This is a genomic window from Streptomyces canus (genome assembly GCF_030816965.1).
GTDB classification, from domain to species: Bacteria; Actinomycetota; Actinomycetes; order Streptomycetales; family Streptomycetaceae; genus Streptomyces; species Streptomyces canus_E.
The window spans coordinates 7,979,993-7,999,225 of record NZ_JAUSYQ010000002.1 but is presented as its reverse complement, the minus strand read 5'-3'; the positions used below and the strand labels follow the sequence as shown (position 1 = coordinate 7,999,225).

Here is a 19,233-nt window from a genome sequence, read left to right as displayed (position 1 = left end):
GTGAAGGGGCGAGCGGGTGTCAGTGAACGCGGGCGGAGCGGTGGAGATCCGGCGTGCACTCGTGCGGCTGCGGCGCACGACGGGGCTTCCGGTCGCCTTCGGCGGTCTGGTCGAGCCCGACCGGTCACGGATCCGGATCAGCGAACTGAGCGGCACGGCCACCACCTCGCTCCTCGCGCTCGCGGTGACCTCGGGCAACGGACTCGGCGGCAAGGCGGTCGCGCTGGCCCGCCCGTGCGCCGTGGCGGACTACTCCATGTCCCGCCAGATCAGCCATGAGTACGACGCCGCCGTCGCCGCCGAGGGGCTGCGCTCGGTGCTGGCCGTGCCGGTGGTCGTACGGCGCCGGGTGCGGGGTGTCCTGTACGGCGCTCTGCGGGACGCCCGGCCGCTCGGCGACCGCACGCTGACGGCGGCGGTGGACGCGGCGCGGGACGTGGAGCAGGCGCTGGTCGTCGACGACGAGGCGCGGGACGTGCTGGTGGCGGCGCGGGCCGAGCCGCGGCGCGACGACACCTCCACGTGGGAGCAGGTCCGGGAGGCGCACGCGGCGCTGCGGGCGCTGGCCCCGCGGATCGGCGACCCGGCGCTGCGGGCCGACCTGCTCGACGCCTGTGCGCTCCTGACCCCGGATGCCGCGACCGCGAAAGGCATCGCTCTGGCACCGCGCGAGCTGGACGTCCTGGCCTGCGTGGCGGCCGGGGCGACGAACGCCGCGACGGCGGACAGGCTGGGCGTGCGAGCCGAGACGGTCAAGGCGTACCTGCGGTCGGCCATGCGGAAACTCGGGGCCAGGACCCGTGGAGAGGCGGTGGTCGCCGCACGCCGGGCGGGACTGCTCCCGTGACAACCCGGCTCCTCCCGTAACATTCGTAGACATCTCATTCATTCACGGGTGCTTTGAATTTTCTCATGCGGAACCGTTGTTATTTCCCTCACCACCTCTTCCCGCCGAATTTCAAAGCACCTTGCCTAATATTGGCCAGGACACGACCCAGGGAGGGGAGCGGTGACCGTGCCACGCGACTTCCAGGAGCCTGCGAGATGCCGCCCTGACCTGGTCATCGGCCGGGACGAGCTGTTCGGCCAGGCCCGTGAGCAGCTGGCCCGCGGCGGCAGCGTGCTCCTGCACGGCCCGGCCGGAATAGGAAAGTCGACCGTCCTGCGGGCCCTGGCCGCGGAATACGGCGAAGCGGCCCACACCGTGTTGCGCTGCTCGGCCACCGAGTCGGAATCCCACCTCCCCTTCCTGGCCCTGGCCGACCTCTTCGGTCTGGTCCTCGACGACGTCTCCGACAAGCTGCCCGCCGCCCAGCGCACCGCGCTCGAGTCGGCGCTGACCGGACGCGGCGAGTCCACCCTCCAGCGCGACGGCCTCGCCCTGCGCCTGGCCGTGCTGTCGGCGCTGCGCGCCCTCGCCGCCGAGGGGCCGGTCCTGGTCGTCGCCGACGACGTCCAGTGGCTGGATCCCGCGAGCCTGGAGCTGCTGGGCTTCGCCGCCCGGCGGCTCGGCGACATCCCGGTGCGGATGCTGTGCGCGGTCCGGACCGACGGTCCCGAGTACGACCGCCATCTACGCGCGTTGCCCCCGGACGCTCTCGCCGTCCGCTTCAACCCGCTCACCCGCGCCCAGGTGGCCGCGCTGCTCGACCACCGCGGCTACACCGGCCTGCAGCGCTCCACCGTCCGGGACATCCACCGCACCAGCGGCGGCAACCCGTTCTACGCCCTGGAACTCGGCCGGGCGCTCTCCGAGAACCCGACCCCGCCCCGCCCCGGTGAGCCGCTGCCGGTGCCCACCTCGCTGCGGGCCCTGGTGCTCAGCCGCCTGGAGATGCTGTCCGAGGAGGCCCGCCGCACCCTCCTGGTGGCGAGCGCGGGCGCCCGCCCCACCCCGGCCCTGCTGCACGCGGCCGGCCGCAGGGACGCCGAGGCGGAGATGGCCCAGGCGGCCGCACTGGGCCTGCTCGCGACGGAGGCCGAGGGTCCCGCCGTACGCTTCGCGCATCCGCTGATCTCGGCCGCGCTGTACGCGGAGGCGCCCGCGCAGGACCGGCGGGACGCGCACCGGGCGCTGTCCACGGCCGCCTCCGACCCGATCGAGCGGGCCCGCCATCTCGCCCTCGCGACCATAGGCACCGACCCGGAGGTGGCCGCCCGGCTCGCCGAGGCCGCGGCCCTGGCCCGGGACCGGGGCGCACCCTCGATGGCCGCCTCCCTCGGGCTGCTGTCGGCCCGGCACACCCCGGCCGACAGTGTGCCCGCTCCTGACGTACGGCGGCTCGCGGCGGCCGAGGACGCGATCACGGCCGGTGAGCTGGACCTCGCCCGGGACATCGCCCGGGACGTGCTCACCCGGGCCACCGTGCCCGCGGACCGGGTGCGGGCCTGGATCATCGTGATCGACACCGCCGGTCACGCCATGACGGAGGTCGACGCGGTCTTCCCGCAGGCGCTGGCCGACGCGGGCGACGACCCCGAACTGCTCGCCCTGATCCGCTACCAGCTGGCCTGGCGGGCCCTGCTCGTCGAGGGCGACTTCGACGAGGCCCGCGGGGAGGCCGCGCACTCGGCGGCCCTGGCCGCGCGGGCGGGCGACCGTTACAACGAACTGATGGCGCTGTCCTTCCAGGCCCAGCTGGAGACCCTCATGGGCCATCCGGACGCCCCCGCGACCATCAAGCGCGCCCTGAAGGAGCCCCAGGACCCGCGGGTGGCCTGCCATCACAACGGCGCCGGGTACTCCCGCTTCCGCTGGCTGATCATGAGCGACCAGCTGCCCGAGGCCCGCGCGACGGTCACCGCGCTGCTGCGCGAGGTGCGGCGGCGCGGTTCGGTCGAGAGCGAGGTGCACTTCCTGCGCGGGGTGGCCGAGACCGAACTGCGCTCAGGACACTGCGGGCGGGCCCTCGACCTGGCCCGGGAGAGCCTGATGATGGCCCGGGACACCGGGATCGGCGAGGTGGCCTCGGCCGTGCTCGCCTCCATCGCGGAGGCCTCGGGCGGCAGTGTCGAGCGGGCGCTCGAACTGGCCCGGGAGGCGGTCGATCACGCCGAGGAGAACGGCGACCAGATGTACGAGTCCCGGGGCCTGGCCGTCCTCGGGTACGCGCAGCTCGTCGCCGGGGACGCGCAGGGCGCGGTCCGTTCACTGCGCCGGGTGCGCGAGCTGGAGCACGGGCTCGGCATCACGGACCCGGCGCGCGGCCGCTGGCAGGGCGACCTCGCCGAGGCCCTCGTACGCATCGGGGAGACCGGCGAGGCGCAGGACGTCATCGACGTGACGCGGGTGAACGCGCTCCGGCTGGGCCGGGAGAGCGTGCTCGCCGTACTGGACCGGGCCGAGGCACTGGTGCGGGCGGCGCGCGGTGAACACGAGGCGGCGCTGGTCCAGTTGACGTCGGTGCAGGATCGTCTCGCCAAGCTGGGCTACGGCCTGGAGGAGGCGCGCGCCGCCTTCGTCCTGGCCCAGCTGCGCACCCGGCGGCCGGGGCCGACGTCGTACGACGAGGCGGCCCGGCTCTTCAGGCGCTGCCGGGCGCTGCCCTGGCTGCGCCAGGTGGAGGCGGCCGCACTGGCCCGGCCGGAGGAGCCGGAGCCCACGCCCACCGCTGCGCCGGACGGCCTGGAGGGGCTCCAGGGGCTCGAAGGGCTGGCCGCGATGGAGCGTCAGGTGGCCGCGCTCGTCATGGAGGGCGCCACCAACCGGGAGATAGCCGCGCGGTTGTTCATCAGCGTGAAGACGGTCGAGGCGACCCTCACCCGGGTCTACCGCAAGCTCGGGATCCGCTCCCGGGTGGACATCGTCCGGCTGGCGGCGGGGCGCCGCCCGTAGCCGACGGGCCGTCAGGAACGCTCTCCTCAGGGCTGACCGAGGGTTTTCCCTGCCCAACTCCCCTAGGGGGTTCCCTCATTGGGAGGGGGAACTTCCACGTTCTAGCTTATGAACGTGCCGCTCGCCCGGGCATACGGGGGTCGGTCCCGCGACCCCCGTGTACACCCCCACACCCGCGCGACCCCCCACCGGCAACCCTGAGGAGACTCACTGATGTTCGGGCTCACTCGTGCGAAGAAGGCCACCGGCGTCGCCCTGGCGACCGCCGCTGCCGCCGCCACCGCGTTGCTCGGCGCCCCCACCGCCGTCGCCGCTCCCCAGCCCATCGTCGGCGGTACGACGACGACCACGACCTCGTACCCGTTCATGATGCAGATCACGGACGCCTCGCAGAACCAGTTCTGCGGCGGCACCCTGGTCTCCGCGACCAAGGTCGTCACCGCGGCCCACTGCATGGTCGGTGAGACCACGAGCAGCGTGAGAGTCGTCGGCGGCCGCACCTACCTCAACGGCACCAACGGCACGGTCAGCCGGGTCAGCAAGATCTGGATCAACCCGGACTACACGGACGCCACCAACGGCGACGACGTGGCCGTGCTGACGCTGTCGACGTCGATGCCGTACACCACGGCGTCCTACGTCTCCTCGTCGCAGACCAGCGTGTACGCGGCCGGCACCACGGCCCGCATCGTCGGCTGGGGCACCACCTCGGAGAGCGGCAGCTCCTCCAACCAGCTGCGGACCGCGACCGTGCCGATCGTGTCCAACTCCAGCTGTGCCAGTTCCTACGGCTCCGACTTCGTCGCGAGCGACATGGTTTGCGCCGGATACACATCCGGCGGCGTAGACACCTGCCAGGGCGACAGCGGCGGTCCCCTGCTCATCGGGGGCGTCCTGGCAGGTATCACTTCCTGGGGAGAGGGGTGCGCTGAGGCCGGTTACCCGGGTGTCTACACCCGGCTGACCACCTTCTCCAGCCTCGTGACCGCGCAGGTCAACTCGTAGGTCCCCAGAGGTTCTCCTGAGCATCCCTCAGGTGAGAAGCCGGGGGCGTTGCGGGCCACCACGAGCGGCCCGCAGCGCCCCCTGTCCATGGGTGCGATCCGTGTTTGAATGACCGCCATGGTGTCAACGGACCGTGTCCTCACCTTCGCCGCGATGTCCCTGCTGGTCATCGTCATCCCCGGGCCCAGTGTGCTGTTCGTCATCGGCCGGGCCCTCGCGCACGGCAGGCGTACGGCGGTGGCGACGGCGATCGGCAACGTCTTCGGTTCCTATCTGCTCGTCGTGGCGGTCGCGGTCGGGATCGGTTCCCTGGTGGAGCGGTCGGTGGCCGTCTATCTGGCGGTGAAGCTGGCGGGCGCCGCGTATCTGGTCTTCCTCGGGGTGCAGGCCTTCCGCCACCGGGGCGAGCTGAAGGCGTCGGCGATCACCTCCCGGCCCGCGGGGCCGGCGCGGGGCGATCTGCGGACCGTGCTCGACGGTGCCCTCGTCGGTGTCACCAACCCGAAGGGCATCGTCTTCTTCGCCGCCGTGCTCCCCCAGTTCGTGGACCACTCGGCGGGCAGCGTCCCCGTCCAGATGCTCCTCCTCGGCCTGGTCCCGATCACCATCGGCTTGGTCACGGACACCCTGTGGGGCCTGACCGCGTCGGCCGCCCGCACCTGGTTCGCCCGCTCCGACCGCCGGCTCTCGATGATCGGCGGCGCGGGCGGGTTCACGATGATCGGGCTGGGGCTGACGGTGGCGGTGACGGGGCGGGCGGACTGACGGCGGTTCTCTGAGTCGTCACTTCTCCACGACCGTCCCGAATCGGATGTCGTACGGCGTCCCCGGGTGCAGCGTGGCGAGCATCCGTTGCCCCTCGGCGGTGACGTCCTTCTGCTGGGCCTTGGTGAGCCGGTCGAAGGGCTGGACGACGAGCGCGTCCTGGGTGAGCTTCCAGACGCCCGCGAGGAAGCCGTCGACGAGGAACGTGCAGTAGGCCTGGTTGCCCTGCCAGCTGCGGCCCCAGTACTCCTTGGGCACCACGCGGGTGCGGTCGGCGTGGGAGAGCAGCAGGTTGTCGAACTCCGGCAGGAAACGCGGCGGGGCGGGCGTGCCCTCGGCGGGACGGGACGCTTCGGGGAGGTCGAAGAGTTCGACGCCGTTCTCGTCGCGGAAGATGCGCAGCCGGGGTCGGAGCCGCTCGAAGGCGTCGCGCAGGCGGGTGAGTCCGGCCCAGGTCTGCATGTCGTTGACGGAGGCGGGGCCGAAGGCGGCGAGGTAGCGCAGGACGGTGGCGTCGGGGGTGGGGCCGGTGGGTGCCGGTTCAGTGCGGGTGGGTTGGGTGGGCGTGGGTTCCGTGCGGGTGGGTCCGGTGGGACGGCCGAGCCAGTGCTCTGCCGTGGTGAGCGCGACCTGGCCACTTCTCCCCCAGAGTCCGCGCGGGGTGACCTGGACGAGGGGGAGCTTGCAGCGGGCGGCGATGGCGAGGGCCTGCGGGTCGGCGTCCGGCCATTCGGCGAGGAGTGCCTCGCGCAGCTGCTTCATGGTGCGCGGCTCGGTCTCGACGAGTTCCCGGGCGAGGACAGTGAGGCGGTCGAGGTCGACGCCCTGAAGTCCCTTGCGGAAGTTGATGAGTTCGCGGTCGCGGGCGGGCTGCACGAGGGGCCGCAGGGTGAGGCAGTCCTCGGCGGTGTGGGTGTGGATGGTCGAGCGCATGGTGACGATCCGGACGACCTCGCGGTCGGCCATCAGCTCCGACAGCCGCTCGGGGGCGAAACCGTCGAGGCGGGCGGCGAGCGCGTAGTACGGCGGCTTGACGTTCTGGGCCTGGAGGCCGAGCAGATGTCCGACGGCGGCCTTCGCGGACAGGCCGGACCGGCGCAGGAGCAGCTGCCGGTCGAGGGTCGCGCGATTGAGGGCGCGGGGGCTGAGCACGGGAGCCGACGTGGTCGTCTTGGTCATACCGGACACGCTAGAGGCGCTTGCGGACACGTCCTGTCCGCAACTCTCACCGAGACTCGGTGACGTCTCCCCCTACGATGTCATTTGCCCCGTATACCCTGCTCCGTGATCACGCCGACATCGGCTCGACCCGAGAGCGAGAGGCAGCCACGATGTCCGAGCGACGCGCCCGCCCCGCCGCGAACGGCTCCACCGCCAAGGGTTCCGCCGCCAAGGGTCCCAGAAAGTCCGCCTGGCGCCGCGCCCTGACCCCGCCTTCCGCCCCGCCCCGGGCTCCGGCGCCCGACGCCGAACCACCCGCCCCCGAGACGGCCGAGCCGCCGAGCATCGTCCAGGCGGCTCTGTACCGCGACGGTGTGCGCGTCTCCTCGCCCGCGACGCTCGCGGACACCTTCCGTGAACTGCGCGAACAGCCGTCCGGAATGGCCTGGATCGGCCTGGCTCGCCCCACGGAGAGCGAACTCCTGTCCCTGGCCGCGGAGTTCGACCTGCACCCACTGTCCGTCGAGGACGCGCTGGAGGCCCACCAGCGCCCGAAGCTGGAGCGCTACGGCGACACGCTCTTCGTGGTGCTCCGCGCGGCCCGCTACCTGGACGCCCCCGAGGAGGTCGACTTCGGCGAGCTGCACGTGTTCGTGGGCCCGGACTTCGTGATCACGGTCCGGCACGGGGCGGCCCCTGACCTCTCGGCGGTCCGCCATCGCATGGAGGAGGCACCGGAACTGCTGAGCCTGGGCCCCGAGGCCGTCCTCTACGCCATCCTGGACACGGTGGTCGACGGCTACGCGCCGGTCGTCTCGGGCGTCCAGAACGACATCGACGAGATCGAGACGGAGGTCTTCCGCGGCGACCCGGAGGTCTCCCGCCGTATCTACGAACTCTCCCGCGAAATGGTCGAGTTCCAGCGCGCCACCCGCCCCCTGGTCGGCATGCTGCACTCCTTGATGGCCGGCTTCGCCAAGTACGGAACGGACGAGGAACTGCAACGCTACCTGCGGGACGTCGCGGACCACGTCACCCACACCAGCGAACGAGTCGACGGCTTCCGCCAGGCCCTCACCGACATCCTCACGGTCAACGCGACCCTCGTCACCCAGCAACAGAACGCGGAGATGCGGGCGTTGGCGGAGGCGGGGTTCGAACAGAACGAGGAGATCAAGAAGATCTCGGCCTGGGCAGCGATCCTCTTTGCTCCGACGCTCGTTGGAACCATCTACGGCATGAACTTCGAGGACATGCCCGAGTTGGGTTGGAGCTTCGGATACCCCTTTGCCATCGGCCTGATGGGGGTGGTTTGTGTCAGTTTGTACGTAATTTTCAAGCGGCGGGACTGGCTCTGACTACCTCTTGTCGAGCCCAGTTCTTCTGTGGTCTTTGCTCTCGCATCGGCCAACGACAGGGCGGGAAGCACCCCTGGGGAGTCCCTGGGGAGAAATGATGTGGGTGATCTCCTCGTCCTACCTCCGAAGAGCCCCTGACCAGGTCTTTAGCGCATTGGCATCCGCTGGGGAGAATCCGGGGAGAAACGAATGGCAGCCCGCTGCCTTGGTTTCTCGGCAACTGGCCCGCATGGCTTCCTGTTCGGCACCCCCGCGCGACGTCGCCGCCGCTGCAGCCACATCACAGACAGTGAGAATTTTCGGCTGCCCCTGTTCGCCGACGATCCTGTGTAGTCCACATGCGATGACGGCCAGCCTGTACTGCTGTAGGTCTTTTCCATCGGAAGGTACGGTGGCGGCCGCTTCCTGCGACTGAGAGTCCGTCCGTTCCCGCACCGCCCGTTGCCGGGCATCAGTGCACACAACACGCACCGACAAAAGAGCAGGTCGAGCCCTTCGCGGGCTGGTGCGAGGATGGCAACACACTCCATGTGATGCGCCATCGGAAAGGTATCGGCCTGGAAGGATCCCAGAAGAGTACTGGTCAGAGCCGGTTTTTGGGCTCATCGTCCTTCGTGCAGACACCCAGAGCGTCAAGGCCGACGTCCTGCTCAGGGCTGAGCATGACTGCGGCAACCAGCTCACCCGGGGATCCGCCCCTGCTCGCTCCGGACTCTAGCTCACGCACCATGACCCTCGAACTGTCTCCGGTCGCCATAATGGAGTCATGCCCTCCAGCCCACAGCACCCCGCACCCACCCCGACGGACGTCTCGGGCCCGGTAGCCGAGGACCTCGCGCTGTACCGGGAGAAGTTCCGCCGCCGTCTGCCGGAGTCGCTGGACGAGCTGCACGGCCCGACCCAGGGGGTTGTGGATCTGCCGCTGCACATGGCCTGGTCCGGGATGACCTCATACGATCTGGGCAAGCCGCGCCAGCGTATGGGCCTGTACCGCACCGTCCTGCACGAGGGCCTACACGACGACCTGCCCCGCTACCTCGACCGGGACCTGCTCCTCCAGCTGTGGCCAGTGCTGCGCACCCTCGTCGGCCGCACTGTGCGCGCCGTATGGGAAGACGCCTTCCCCCAGCTCGCCTCCCGCACCCGGGCAGCCGCGTGACGGACATGCCGGAGCTGCACACTCGGCTCCTGGCGGATGTGATCGCGCTCGGTTCCCCGTATCCACTGGTTCTCACCGGTGGATACGCCGTGCGGGCACACCGCCTCGTGAACCGCCCCAGCCAGGACCTCGACGTCGCCACCGAGAACCCGGCGCCCATGGCCGACATCGCCGCCACGCTCCGCGCCGGCCTGGAAGCCCGCGGCTGGAAGGTTCACGCGCTGGAGACCGCCCCGCTGTCCGCCCGCTTCACCGTGACCGACCCGGCCACCGGGCAGGAATGCGAAGTCGACATCCTCAAGGAGATCTTCTGGCGGCCGGTCGCCCAGAGCCCGTACGGGCCCGTCCTCGCGGAGGAGGACGTGATCGGGACCAAGGTCCGCGCCCTCGCCGACCGCGGAGCGCCCCGCGATCTGATCGACGTGTTCGCAGCCTCCCGCCGCTGGACCAATGCCGAGCTCGAAGAGTTCGGCCGCCGCCAGGCCCGCGGCCGCTTCTAGGGCGAGGATCTGCAGGCGAACCTCACAGGCGCCGAGTGGACCGACGACGAAGCCTTCACGGCCTACGGTCTCGACGATGCCACCATCGCCGCTCTCCGCACGTGGGCCGTGGAGTGGGCCGACGACCTCGCAACCCGCCTCCTCGAAACATCCGATGACCCGGACATCGACTGATCACGTCCGCTCGGAACCGGATCTCCAAGCTGCCGGCGATGCCGACCAGGACAGGAGCCAGGAAACCGGTAGGTAGGAAGGAGGTCAGCAACCGGGCGAAGGGCGGAATCCCAGTACCATCGCGATGCGGTGTAGGCCGCCCAGCGGCCTGGAGCGTTGCGGCCCGCCGGTGCCTGGTTCATTGTCACCACCGACGGTGCCCGCGCGCCATGTGACCGGCGCCAGGAGGCCGGCCACGGCCGGACCGTCGGACAGCGGCTGGAAGATCATCCACAGCGCACGGGTGCGCTCGTCACCCGCAGCAAGCACCTCTTGCCCGCCACGGTCCAAATCGGTGCGGACGGAGCCGCCATACGTCCGCGGTCACCGGAACAGGCCAGGCCAGCGCTACCGACGCCCGCTTTCCGGCCCGCGCTCGACCGGCAACCTCAGCCCTGTATGGGCCGCCACACCGGGTGAGTCCGGCCTGCCGGCGAGGAGCCCTGCGGCTCGCGACCTGACCGCGACCACCGGCGGCTACACCTTCACGAACAGCTCGCTGCGCTATCTCAACAGCCCCCCGTCGGCTCCCCCTACAGCGCCCACTCCTCCGCCCCCGCCAACACCGGCCAGACAGGCCCCGGTTGACGTAGTCCTGGCTGCCGGCGGTGGGCACTTCACGATCACCGACGCCGGCAAGGACATCTGGGGTGCCGGCGGACAGCACGAAGACGAGTACGGCACCGTCTTCCGCGACGGGGCAGCTGTCGACGGTACGTCGGTGACCGCCCGGGTCGACAAGCTGGACAACACCAACGGCTGGGCCAAGGCCGGCGTCGTCCTGCGCAACGACCTCACGGACGACGGCTCCTCCGCCGGATACGCGGCTGTGGTGGTGACCCCGGACAACGGCGTCGGCTTCCAGCGGGACCGCAACGCCGACGGCTACCTCGACCAGCTCACGTCCACCGCTGCCACCGTCAAGGCACCGGTCTGGTTGCCGCGCTGGGCGCCCATCCCGTCATCACCGGGGCGCAGAAGGCCACCGGTTGGACCGTGCAGGACTCGGCCAAGAACATCTGGAAGGCTGACGTCGGCACTGGCTTCGACACACGCCAGCTGTACGTCGACGGCACCCTGGCCACCAGGGCCCGCGCCGCGGTCAACCGCTCCCACGATGGCCCAGCCCTCGTGGGCCAACAACACGTTCGGCTACGACAACGTCTTCCGCAACACCGGCAGTTGGGGCCATGAGAACAGCAGCGCGACCAACAACACCGGCGCCCTGACCCTGAGGCGGTGGTCAGCGGACGGTACCGGGGCTGGATACCGGAGTTGTTCATGACCGTCTCGGCAGCTGACGGCCAGTTGCCGTCACTGACGACGACGGTGCCGCTGACCACGTCACCGCGGCCGTTGGTGTTGGTGATGTTCGCGGAACTGTTGTTCGTCCAGTTGTCGGTCGCCGATGTCCTTGGTGCCCCAGCCGTAGCCGATGGTTATGCCGGAGTAGGGCAGGTTGTACACCTCGTTGTGCGAGACGCTCGCGCCGTTCACGTAGGTGACGAGGATGGGGTCACGATCTCCGCAACGAGCTCCGTGTGCCAGTGCTGTGATCGACAGGATCGATGTCGGCGCCGACGTAGAACACGGCGAGCAGGAGCGCGAGTACGCCCGTGACGACGCCGTTGGCGATCCACAGAGGTTTGGCGCGCAGGACGCGGAAGGGGGGAATGCCACTCATGACGTACGTTGCTCTCGCTCGGTTGACGCGGAGCGCTTCGCCGGGGGCTGCCAGCCACCGGTGACTTCCTTGACGGGCTTGTGGGGGAAACGGCGTTGGGCGTACTCCTGCGCGTGAGAGCCCGGCAGGACGTACAGGGTTTCCTTCTTGTCCTGGAGCGGTCGCAGCACGGTGTCCATGAACGTCTTGCGGTCGTCCAGGTAGGGGCCCAGGACGTCCTCGCCGGCGGGGCACACGGCAAGGCAGTAGCCGGACTTGTAGCCGGGGGGCGAGCTCAGGCTCTGCCACATGGAGGCGCTCTCCGAATCGCTGACCCTGGAGCGGTAGTCGGCGGCGTCCTCGCTGTCGGCCACGGTCTGCGCCCAGTCGGTGAACCCGCTCATGAACTCGCGGTAGTTGTGGGTGGTGCAGGCCAGCGCGTCGAAGGCCCCGTCCTTGGCGATGGCGCCGACCGGGCAGGCGGCGGCGCACAACTTGCAGTCGATACAGGGGTTGTAGTCCAGCGCCTGCCCGTACTCGCTCACCTCCGCGTCCACCAGCACGGTGACCAGCAGGACGAAGCTGCCGAACTTCGGGTGGATGACGTTGCGGTGCAGACCCATCACGCCGAGCCCGGCGGCCACCGCGACCGTCTTGTGCGCCACCACCCAGATCCGCTCACGGGGGAAGCGGTCCATCTCCTGGGGGAAGCCGACCGATGGATTGAGTGCGCGGTAGCCGGCGTCCTGGAGCGCCTGGGTGACGCTGCGCGCGGCATGGTTGGCCTGTTCGTCGGTCTGGTGGAACTCCTGGTTGGCCACGCTGCGGGCCGGGGAGCGGCAGTTGTCGCGGTTCATCCGGACCGCCATCGCGATCAGGGTGCGGGTGCCGGGCAGCGCGGACCGCGCGTACTCGCGCTCGCCGGCCAGGTCGGGGTGGTCCAGGCTCACCGCGGCCGCGTCGTCCGCGCCGGCCGCCAGGCACAGTTCGCGCAGCCAGGCCGCGTCGATCACCTCCGGTGGGCGCACCGCGTCACCGGCTCTGCGTCGAGCGAGTACGGCCTGTACCGACGGGTGGGCGGCCAGCTTCGCCGGAAGCCTGGGACTCGGCAGTTGTCCCTCGGCGTCGCGCGCGGCAGTCATCCGTGCTCCTAGTGCTCGGGCCCGGAACTCGCCCGCCTACGACGAGAAACCGATCAGTTTCAACACAGTAAACTGATCGGTTTTCACATGCAAGCCCTGATCCGATGGGCAACATCGAGCCCAACGTGCCGATCACGCTGTTCGCCCCGATCTTCGGACTCTCCATGGACGGCGAGGTGTTCCTGGTGTCCCGGATGCGGGAGCAGTACGACCAGCTGGGCGACAGCACCGAAGCCGTGGCGACCGTGCTCGGGCCCATCGGCCGCCTGGCCATGAGCGCCGCGGTGCTGATGTGCGTGCCGCTCGCGGCGATCGGGATGAGCGGTGTGCTGACCATCCAGTTGTTCGGCGTCGGCATGGTGTTCGCGGCCCTCACGGACGTACTGGTGGCACTTCGGGGATCGACCCGAAGAACGGTCGCCACTCTGGGCATTGGCCCGCCAGACCAGGTGCCGCCGACCCTGCCGCCGGATCGTCGTGGAGCACTCCCGTACCGAAGTTCGAGCAGCGGCGCCCCCTGCACCGCCACAACGGACGCCGCGAGAGCCACGCCGAGATGAGACGGACCTCGCCCCGGCTCCGACCGCATCGCCAAGCACGCACTCCGCCACTCCGAGCGCGACCTCTTCCTCCACCGGCCTTGCGGCCCTTCTCGGCCCCCTCTTCCGCGGCAACCGGATCAGCGGAGCCCGGCACCCGACGCGGGTCCCTCGCCGAGCTCGGCCGCTCCGACGCCAACGGCCACGCAAACCCCAGGACCTGCTACCGGTCGCTGCCCACGTATCCCCCCCCCGGCCAACGGACCACCGGCTCATCACCCCGCCCACAGCCCCCCAGTCACCCCGGGAAACCGGCCACCCCTGCGCCATCAGCGATCTCGCGGCCCCCGAGGACAGGAGCGCAGGGCGATTCGCCGCCGAGTCGTGGAACATGAAGGGAAGCCGCCTCGAACTGGCGACCTCGTCTTCGGTGGTGTCGTGAGCGTGGACACGGCCGCCGGACCAAGCGGGTATTCACGTTCTCCGCGGCCGGTGTCACGATCCGCGACCTGAAGACGGCCGTACCCATGGGCCCGCAGATCCAGCACATCGACGGAGCGCCCGGCTCGACGTCCACGCCGCGAGGCGACCGCATCACCATGTACGTCGAGAGCCTGGCGGGCACCCTCTCCGGCGCCGACGGGGATGCACGGATACGGAACGACACTCTGAAGGCGGCCCCACGCAACGGGTTCCTTCGATGAGCTTGCGCTGGGAAACCGATCGGTTTACTGTGATGGAAACCGATCGGTTCCCTATGTTTGTGGAGGCAGTCATGACCGCTTTGAAGGGCGCAAACGTCTTCGTCACCGGCGGCAGCCGGGGCATCGGCAAGGCGCTGGTGGAAGAGCTGTACGTGCGCGGTGCCGCCAAGGTCTACGCCACGGCCCGCGACCCGCGCACCGTGACGCATCCCGACGCGGTCCCGGTGACGCTGGAGGTCACCGACCCGGCGTCCGTGGCGGCGGCCGCCGCACAGGCCGACGACGTCACCGTACTGATCAACAACGCCGGTGCCGCGGTCGGCGCCTCCTTCCTCGACTCACCGGTCGACGACGTACGCCGGGAGTTCGAGACCAACTTCTACGGCCCGCTGCTTCTCGCCCGAGCCTTCGTGCCGGTCATCGAGCACAACGGCGGCGGCCACATCCTCAACGTGCACTCCGTGCTCTCCTGGCTGGCCCTCGGCAACTCCTACAGCGCCTCCAAGGCCGCCCTGTGGTCGCAGACCAACTCCCTGCGCCTGGAGCTTCAGCAGCGCGGCATCTCCGTCACCGGACTGCACATGGGATACGTGGACACGGACCTGGCGGCCGGCGTCGACGCGCCCAAGTCCGACCCGCGCGACATCGCGGCACTCGCCCTCGACGGCATCGAGACGGGCGCGTACGAAGTCCTCGGCGACGACCTCACGCGGCAGGTCAAGGCGGGCCTGGCCGGAGACCTGGCCGGGCTGTACGCCCAGCTGGCCAAGTAGGGCCAGGAGACACAGGCAGATGCCCGGCCAGGAACCGCGTCCCACGATCCACATCCCTGGGACCACCAGCCACACCATCACCCCACGCGCAGGACACAGCCGCGAGGGAACGCTGCGCTACCTCAAGGCGGGCCGCGGTGCCCCCTGGTCCTGCTGCACACCGTGCGCACCCAGGCCGAGCACTTCCGCCACCTCATCCCGCTGATCTCCGACCAGTACACCGTGTACGCCCTCGACCTGCCGGGGATGGGCTACTCCGAGATCGTGCCCGGGGCGTCGTACGACGAGCCGGCCATGCGCGCGGGCGTCGAGCGGCTCCTCACCCAACTCGACCTCCACCAGGACGTCACGTTGGTCGGGGAGTCCATGGGGGCTGTGCTCGCCCTGAGCACCGCGGCCGATCTGCCGGAGCGTGTCCGGCGCGTCGTAGCGGTCAACACCTACGACTTCCGCGGCGGGATCGCCCGCTCCAGTCTCCTCGCCCGCGTGGTGGTCAGCGGTGTCCTCGCACCCGGAGTGGGCCCGGTGATCGCCGGGGTGGAGCCCAGGCCCGCCCTCCGCGCGATCCTGCAGGGCGGCCTCGGCGACAAGAGCGCACTGCGGGGCGACTACGTGGACGAACTCCTCCAGGTCGGCGGCCGCCCCGGCTACCCGAGCGTGGCGCGGGCCGTGTACCAGGCCCTGCCCAGCCTCATCGCGGCCCGCTCGCGCTATCCCGAGGTCAAGGCCCCCGTGCACTTCGTCTACGGGGAGAAGGACTGGTCCCGGCTCTCGGACCGGGAGGCCAACAAGCAGCTCCTGGCGACCGCCGACTTCACGCAGGTGCCGAAGGCCGGCCACTTCATCGCCCTGGAACGGCCCGACGTGCTGGCCGACTTGCTGAACGCGGTGGCGTGAGCGTCCCGAGACCGCCGTGGTCACCCCCGATCGGGGGTCTCGCGCAGGGGAAGGCCCGATCAACCACCTTCTCGAGGAGACGTCGTGGCAGGCAAAGGAGCAGCACATGACGGAGATCCGGGTCGAGTCCGACGTACCCACGCAGACGCGTGACGGCATGGTCCTGCGCGCGGACGTCTACCGGCCCGGCGGCAGCGGACCGTGGCCGGTCCTGCTGAGCAGGCTGCCGTACCGGAAGCAGACGCCCTTGGCGCTCGCCATCCTCGATCCCCTGGCGGCGGCTCGGCGTGGCTTCATGGTGGTCCTCCAGGACACCCGCGGCCGGTTCGCCTCCGAGGGTGGGTGGGAGCCGTGGACGCACGAGGAGAGCGACGGGTACGACACCGTGCGGTGGGCTGCTGCCCTTCCCGGTGCGAACGGCTCCGTCGGCACGTGCGGCGACCACCGCCTCGAAGCGGGTGCCGGCTCCCAGCTTGCGCATCGCGCTGCGCAGAGGGGACTTGACGGTTTCGGGCAGCAGCGAGGACCTGCGCCCGGCTTCGGCGTTGCTGCAGCACAGCGCCACCTGCGCCAACACGTCGAGTTCCGGGGCGCCAAGGGCGGGCCCGGCACCGAGTGGGAGGCGGACGGCCACGTCGAGTGGGCGACCGCGCAGGTCACCGTCGGGCACCTGCTGGGCCATGCGTGGCAACTCGACGTGGACCTGGCGTAGTTCCTCCAGTGGCCCACCCCGTTGCCCACCGTCGGCAGGGCCCTGCGCGGCGTCCAGCAGGCGCAGGCGGTGGTCGACCTCGTCACGGATGACCACACCAACATCAAACTACGGCAGGTCTCCGAGCAGATCGTTGACTGGGTCCACGACGGCCGGCTGTCCGACGAGATCCGCGCCGCTCTGGAACAGGCACTGGTCACCGCGCGGTCCGGTTCCGGCACAGCCGTGCCGGAACCGCCGCCCTCACCAGGGCCGACAGAGATCACCGACAGGCGCCGGGACGGCGCTTAGCTGCTGCCGGACGATGTCGAGCGGTTCCGGCCTGGTCGCTCTTGATCACGGGTGCTCGGGCTGCTGGTCCGGCGGCACCCCGCCACCTTGCCCGCCGCCCTTTTCTCCCTTGTCCGTGCCGTGGGCACGGTCGTCCTTCGGCCCGGTCTGCCGGGCCTTCAGTTCACCGCTCTGTTGCGGCGTGCTGCCGCCCTTTTGGCTGCGTCGCTGTTCTGGCTGCTGTGGATTGGACATATGAGGACACCTCGCTCACATAGGAGGCCTTCGGACCGCCGAGTTCCCCGGGGAGCCCGACCGAAGCGCGCCTGCATCCAAGTCGGCCCGGGAGGAGGCGCCTCGACAGACGGTTCAGGATCCGTCGTGCAGCACAAGGATGGCGACGTCGTCGGTGCGTTGCCCGGCTGTGCCGGCCTTGCTGAGCAGGTCGTCGATGAGCAGGTCCAGGTCCCGCTCGTCGGCTTGGGCGAGGTGGTGCGCGAGGCGGGTGAAGGAGTCGTCGAGATCGACTCCAGGTGTTTCGACGAGGCCGTCGGTGTAGAAGACCAGCATCAGGCCCGGAGTCAGCGGGATCTCGGTCAGGGGAAAGTCGGCGTCGGGGTCGATTCCCAGGAGTGGTCCGGGCGGGACGACGGCGGGCCGGGTGACCCGACCGGGCAGTCGCAGGAGGGGTGGCGGGTGGCCGGCGCTGGCCAGGCACACGCGTCGGCGGGTGAAGTCGAAGTGGGCGTAGAGGCAGCTGGTGAAGAGCTCGGGGGCCAGGTGGGTGAGGAGCCGGTTGGTTCGGGCGAGGACCTGGTCGGGGGGCGTGCCGAGGGTCGCGTGCGCGTAGACGCCGGTGCGGACCTGGCCCATCAGGGCGGCGGCGGCGACGTTGTGTCCCTGGACGTCGCCGATGACGGCCGCGGCGGCCGTGTCACCGAGACGGATCAGGTCGTAGAAGTCTCCGCCGATGTCCATGCCCTGGGTCGCGGGCAGGTAGCGTGCGGCTACGCGCAGTCCGTCGACCTGGGGAAGGACGCGCGGCAGCAGTGCCTGCTGCAGGCCGTGGGCGAGCTCGTGTTTGGCGTCGTAGAGGCGGGCGCGGTCCAGAGCCTGGGCGATGAGCCCGGCGAGCGACGTCAGGACGGCGCGCTCCTCGGCCGGGAACGCGTGAGGTTGGTCGTAGGACAGGACGCAGCAGCCGACGGGCCTGCCGGAGATGATCAGGGGCAGGAAGGCCCACGCCTGCTTCCCGCTGACCTGCGGAGCCTCCGGGTAGATACGGCGCATCTCTGCCGGGTCGGCGAAGAACGCGGGGATGCCGCTGGCGAGGGCATGCCCGGCCGGGGTGAAGTCGGTGTCGAGAGGCAGTCCGTCGAGGCGCTCGATGACGTGGGGGTCGTAGCCGCGGTGGCCGGTGATCCGCAGTCGTCCGGCCTCGGCGGTGGACAGGACCAGGCCCTGGGCGCCGAAGGCGGGCATGATCTGGTCGGCGATCAGGGCGATGACGTCCTGCACTCCGACGACTTCGGTCAGACCCGCGGCCAGGTGTGTGAGTTGGTACAGCCGGCCCGCGCCGGCCGGTGTGACGGTCCGCGTGGAGCGGCCTGGCGCCGGTGACGGCAGCGCCTGTGCGCCGCTGGGAACGATGCGGACGCTGATGCCGCCGGCGTCCGGGAAGAGATGGAAGTCCAGCCAGCGGTCCGGTGGGCGGCACGCGGTGAACGAGACGGGCTCGCGGCTGATCACCGCGGCTCGGTAACGGTCCTCGTAGGTGGGATCGTCCAGCCAGCGCAACGACTGCCACGGCAGGGTGCCCAGCAGCCGGCCGGCTTCGCAGCCCAGCAGGTCACAGGCGCCGGAACTGAGGTAGGTGAACTGACCCTCGAGGTTCAGCGCGCAGCTTCCGCCGGGCAGGCGCTCCGCGAAGTCGGCGGCGGCCGTCGCCGGGCTCCCGGGCCGGCGCTCGACGGGGACGACACGAGGCCTGTCGTCGCCGGAGGGGGACTTTCCGTGCGCGACGGCTTCCTCCAGCAGCCGGGCCAGACGTCGGCAACTCGACACGATGTGCCCCCGCTCCCGTCCGGTCATGTACGGGGGACGAGTGGCCGGCCACATGAGCAGCAGCGCTCCCCGACGCCGGGCGTCGGCCACCGGCGCGGCGACCAGGGCCAGCGGGTAGGGAAGCACCACCGCGGTGCGCGGATAGGCGCGGACCATCTCCTCCTGGCTGCCCACCCATACGATGCGGTTTTCACGGACCGCGACAGCCACCGGTGCCGGAGCGGCCATCGGGATCCTGGCCCACGGTGCGGCGAATTCGGCCGGCGCTCCGCACAGCACATCCAGACGCAGCAGCCGTTCATCAGGTGTGAGCAGGTACAGGGCGCCGACGGACGCGCCGGTCCGGCGCACCGTCTCCGCGAACACGGCATCCAGATCGTCGTTGTCGACGGCGGCCGGATCACCCACGCTGGTCACGAGGCACCTCCAGCATCGCGGGGAAACTCAGGAACGGCCGGACGGTCCGGTATGCC

At 70.5% G+C, this 19,233-nt stretch carries 18 protein-coding genes and 2 pseudogenes; 14 read left to right on the top strand and 6 right to left on the bottom strand.

Features of this window, described 5'->3' with window-relative positions; all coding sequences use genetic code 11:
* Positions 1–22 precede the first annotated feature (22 nt).
* The 4 genes from QF027_RS37645 (at position 23) to QF027_RS37630 (ending at position 5,605) form a co-directional block, all read left to right on the top strand.
* Entirely contained in the window at positions 23–847 is an 825-nt protein-coding gene (locus QF027_RS37645; protein ID WP_373431052.1) for a response regulator transcription factor, read from the top strand.
* A gap of 162 nt (positions 848–1,009) precedes the next feature.
* Positions 1,010–3,835, top strand: a complete 2,826-nt coding sequence (locus QF027_RS37640; protein ID WP_307079712.1) for a helix-turn-helix transcriptional regulator — start codon at positions 1,010–1,012, stop codon at positions 3,833–3,835.
* A 213-nt stretch (positions 3,836–4,048) separates the two neighbouring features.
* On the top strand, positions 4,049–4,840 hold the full coding sequence (locus QF027_RS37635; RefSeq protein ID WP_266509784.1) for a S1 family peptidase: 792 nt from the start codon (positions 4,049–4,051) through the stop codon (positions 4,838–4,840).
* A gap of 117 nt (positions 4,841–4,957) precedes the next feature.
* Positions 4,958–5,605, top strand: coding sequence for a LysE family translocator (locus QF027_RS37630; protein ID WP_307079710.1), 648 nt, complete (start codon positions 4,958–4,960; stop codon positions 5,603–5,605).
* An 18-nt stretch (positions 5,606–5,623) separates the two neighbouring features.
* On the opposite strand, the gene QF027_RS37625 is transcribed toward QF027_RS37630, so the two are convergent.
* On the bottom strand, positions 5,624–6,784 hold the full coding sequence (locus QF027_RS37625) for a winged helix DNA-binding domain-containing protein (RefSeq protein WP_307079708.1): 1,161 nt from the start codon (positions 6,782–6,784) through the stop codon (positions 5,624–5,626).
* Positions 6,785–6,936: 152 nt separating this feature from the next.
* Here QF027_RS37625 and QF027_RS37620 point away from each other — a divergent pair, with 152 nt between their 5' ends.
* From QF027_RS37620 to QF027_RS37605, 4 genes and pseudogenes are all read left to right on the top strand, one after another.
* Positions 6,937–8,124: a magnesium and cobalt transport protein CorA gene (locus QF027_RS37620; RefSeq protein ID WP_307079706.1), complete on the top strand. Its 1,188-nt coding sequence runs from the start codon at positions 6,937–6,939 to the stop codon at positions 8,122–8,124.
* A gap of 766 nt (positions 8,125–8,890) precedes the next feature.
* Positions 8,891–9,283 carry a hypothetical protein gene (locus QF027_RS37615; protein WP_307079704.1) on the top strand — a complete coding sequence of 131 codons (393 nt, stop codon included), beginning with the start codon at positions 8,891–8,893 and terminating at the stop codon, positions 9,281–9,283.
* 5 nt (positions 9,284–9,288) lie between these two features.
* A pseudogene (locus tag QF027_RS37610) lies at positions 9,289–9,957 on the top strand (nucleotidyl transferase AbiEii/AbiGii toxin family protein).
* A 334-nt stretch (positions 9,958–10,291) separates the two neighbouring features.
* Positions 10,292–11,281 carry a hypothetical protein gene (locus QF027_RS37605; protein ID WP_307079702.1) on the top strand — a complete coding sequence of 330 codons (990 nt, stop codon included), beginning with the start codon at positions 10,292–10,294 and terminating at the stop codon, positions 11,279–11,281.
* Positions 11,282–11,340: 59 nt separating this feature from the next.
* On the opposite strand, the gene QF027_RS37600 is transcribed toward QF027_RS37605, so the two are convergent.
* Genes QF027_RS37600 through QF027_RS37590 form a run of 3 tightly spaced genes read right to left on the bottom strand, consistent with a single transcriptional unit; the run spans position 11,341 to position 12,801 of the window.
* A complete protein-coding gene (locus QF027_RS37600; protein WP_307079700.1) occupies positions 11,341–11,493 on the bottom strand; it encodes a hypothetical protein in 153 nt (50 codons plus the stop codon).
* 19 nt (positions 11,494–11,512) lie between these two features.
* The gene (locus tag QF027_RS37595; protein ID WP_307079698.1) at positions 11,513–11,680 is read right to left on the bottom strand and encodes a hypothetical protein; all 168 of its coding nucleotides are present in this window, start codon (positions 11,678–11,680) and stop codon (positions 11,513–11,515) included.
* On the bottom strand, positions 11,677–12,801 hold the full coding sequence (locus QF027_RS37590; protein WP_307079696.1) for a 4Fe-4S binding protein: 1,125 nt from the start codon (positions 12,799–12,801) through the stop codon (positions 11,677–11,679). Before QF027_RS37590 ends, QF027_RS37595 begins: the two co-directional genes overlap by 4 nt.
* Positions 12,802–12,905: 104 nt before the next feature.
* Here QF027_RS37590 and QF027_RS37585 point away from each other — a divergent pair, with 104 nt between their 5' ends.
* From QF027_RS37585 to QF027_RS37560, 6 genes and pseudogenes are all read left to right on the top strand, one after another.
* Positions 12,906–13,361: an MMPL family transporter gene (locus QF027_RS37585; protein WP_307079695.1), complete on the top strand. Its 456-nt coding sequence runs from the start codon at positions 12,906–12,908 to the stop codon at positions 13,359–13,361.
* 506 nt (positions 13,362–13,867) lie between these two features.
* The gene (locus QF027_RS37580) at positions 13,868–14,044 is read left to right on the top strand and encodes a hypothetical protein (RefSeq protein WP_307079693.1); all 177 of its coding nucleotides are present in this window, start codon (positions 13,868–13,870) and stop codon (positions 14,042–14,044) included.
* A gap of 71 nt (positions 14,045–14,115) precedes the next feature.
* Positions 14,116–14,817: an SDR family oxidoreductase gene (locus tag QF027_RS37575; protein WP_306974615.1), complete on the top strand. Its 702-nt coding sequence runs from the start codon at positions 14,116–14,118 to the stop codon at positions 14,815–14,817.
* 19 nt (positions 14,818–14,836) lie between these two features.
* Positions 14,837–15,714 (top strand): annotated as a pseudogene (locus QF027_RS37570) (alpha/beta fold hydrolase).
* A 106-nt stretch (positions 15,715–15,820) separates the two neighbouring features.
* Positions 15,821–16,426: a CocE/NonD family hydrolase gene (locus QF027_RS37565; RefSeq protein ID WP_307079691.1), complete on the top strand. Its 606-nt coding sequence runs from the start codon at positions 15,821–15,823 to the stop codon at positions 16,424–16,426.
* A gap of 21 nt (positions 16,427–16,447) precedes the next feature.
* Positions 16,448–16,717, top strand: a complete 270-nt coding sequence (locus tag QF027_RS37560; RefSeq protein WP_307079689.1) for a hypothetical protein — start codon at positions 16,448–16,450, stop codon at positions 16,715–16,717.
* 45 nt (positions 16,718–16,762) lie between these two features.
* On the opposite strand, the gene QF027_RS37555 is transcribed toward QF027_RS37560, so the two are convergent.
* Together QF027_RS37555 and QF027_RS37550 are read right to left on the bottom strand one after the other, a co-directional pair.
* A complete protein-coding gene (locus QF027_RS37555; protein WP_307079687.1) occupies positions 16,763–16,951 on the bottom strand; it encodes a hypothetical protein in 189 nt (62 codons plus the stop codon).
* A gap of 114 nt (positions 16,952–17,065) precedes the next feature.
* A complete protein-coding gene (locus QF027_RS37550) occupies positions 17,066–19,177 on the bottom strand; it encodes a SpoIIE family protein phosphatase (RefSeq protein ID WP_307079686.1) in 2,112 nt (703 codons plus the stop codon).
* Between the last annotated feature and the right edge of the window lie 56 nt (positions 19,178–19,233).

Excerpts from the sequence above, each read along its gene's own strand:
- QF027_RS37620 (WP_307079706.1), top strand. The coding sequence starts at position 6,937 with ATGTCCGAGCGACGCGCCCGCCCCGCCGCGAACGGCTCCACCGCCAAG.
- QF027_RS37625 (WP_307079708.1), bottom strand. The coding sequence starts at position 6,784 with ATGACCAAGACGACCACGTCGGCTCCCGTGCTCAGCCCCCGCGCCCTC.
- QF027_RS37590 (WP_307079696.1), bottom strand. The coding sequence starts at position 12,801 with ATGACTGCCGCGCGCGACGCCGAGGGACAACTGCCGAGTCCCAGGCTT.
- QF027_RS37635 (WP_266509784.1), top strand. The coding sequence starts at position 4,049 with ATGTTCGGGCTCACTCGTGCGAAGAAGGCCACCGGCGTCGCCCTGGCG.
- QF027_RS37585 (WP_307079695.1), top strand. The coding sequence starts at position 12,906 with ATGGGCAACATCGAGCCCAACGTGCCGATCACGCTGTTCGCCCCGATC.
- QF027_RS37555 (WP_307079687.1), bottom strand. The coding sequence starts at position 16,951 with ATGTCCAATCCACAGCAGCCAGAACAGCGACGCAGCCAAAAGGGCGGC.
- QF027_RS37565 (WP_307079691.1), top strand. The coding sequence starts at position 15,821 with ATGACGGAGATCCGGGTCGAGTCCGACGTACCCACGCAGACGCGTGAC.
- QF027_RS37575 (WP_306974615.1), top strand. The coding sequence starts at position 14,116 with ATGACCGCTTTGAAGGGCGCAAACGTCTTCGTCACCGGCGGCAGCCGG.
- QF027_RS37595 (WP_307079698.1), bottom strand. The coding sequence starts at position 11,680 with ATGAGTGGCATTCCCCCCTTCCGCGTCCTGCGCGCCAAACCTCTGTGG.
- QF027_RS37630 (WP_307079710.1), top strand. The coding sequence starts at position 4,958 with ATGGTGTCAACGGACCGTGTCCTCACCTTCGCCGCGATGTCCCTGCTG.
- QF027_RS37580 (WP_307079693.1), top strand. The coding sequence starts at position 13,868 with ATGGGCCCGCAGATCCAGCACATCGACGGAGCGCCCGGCTCGACGTCC.
- QF027_RS37615 (WP_307079704.1), top strand. The coding sequence starts at position 8,891 with ATGCCCTCCAGCCCACAGCACCCCGCACCCACCCCGACGGACGTCTCG.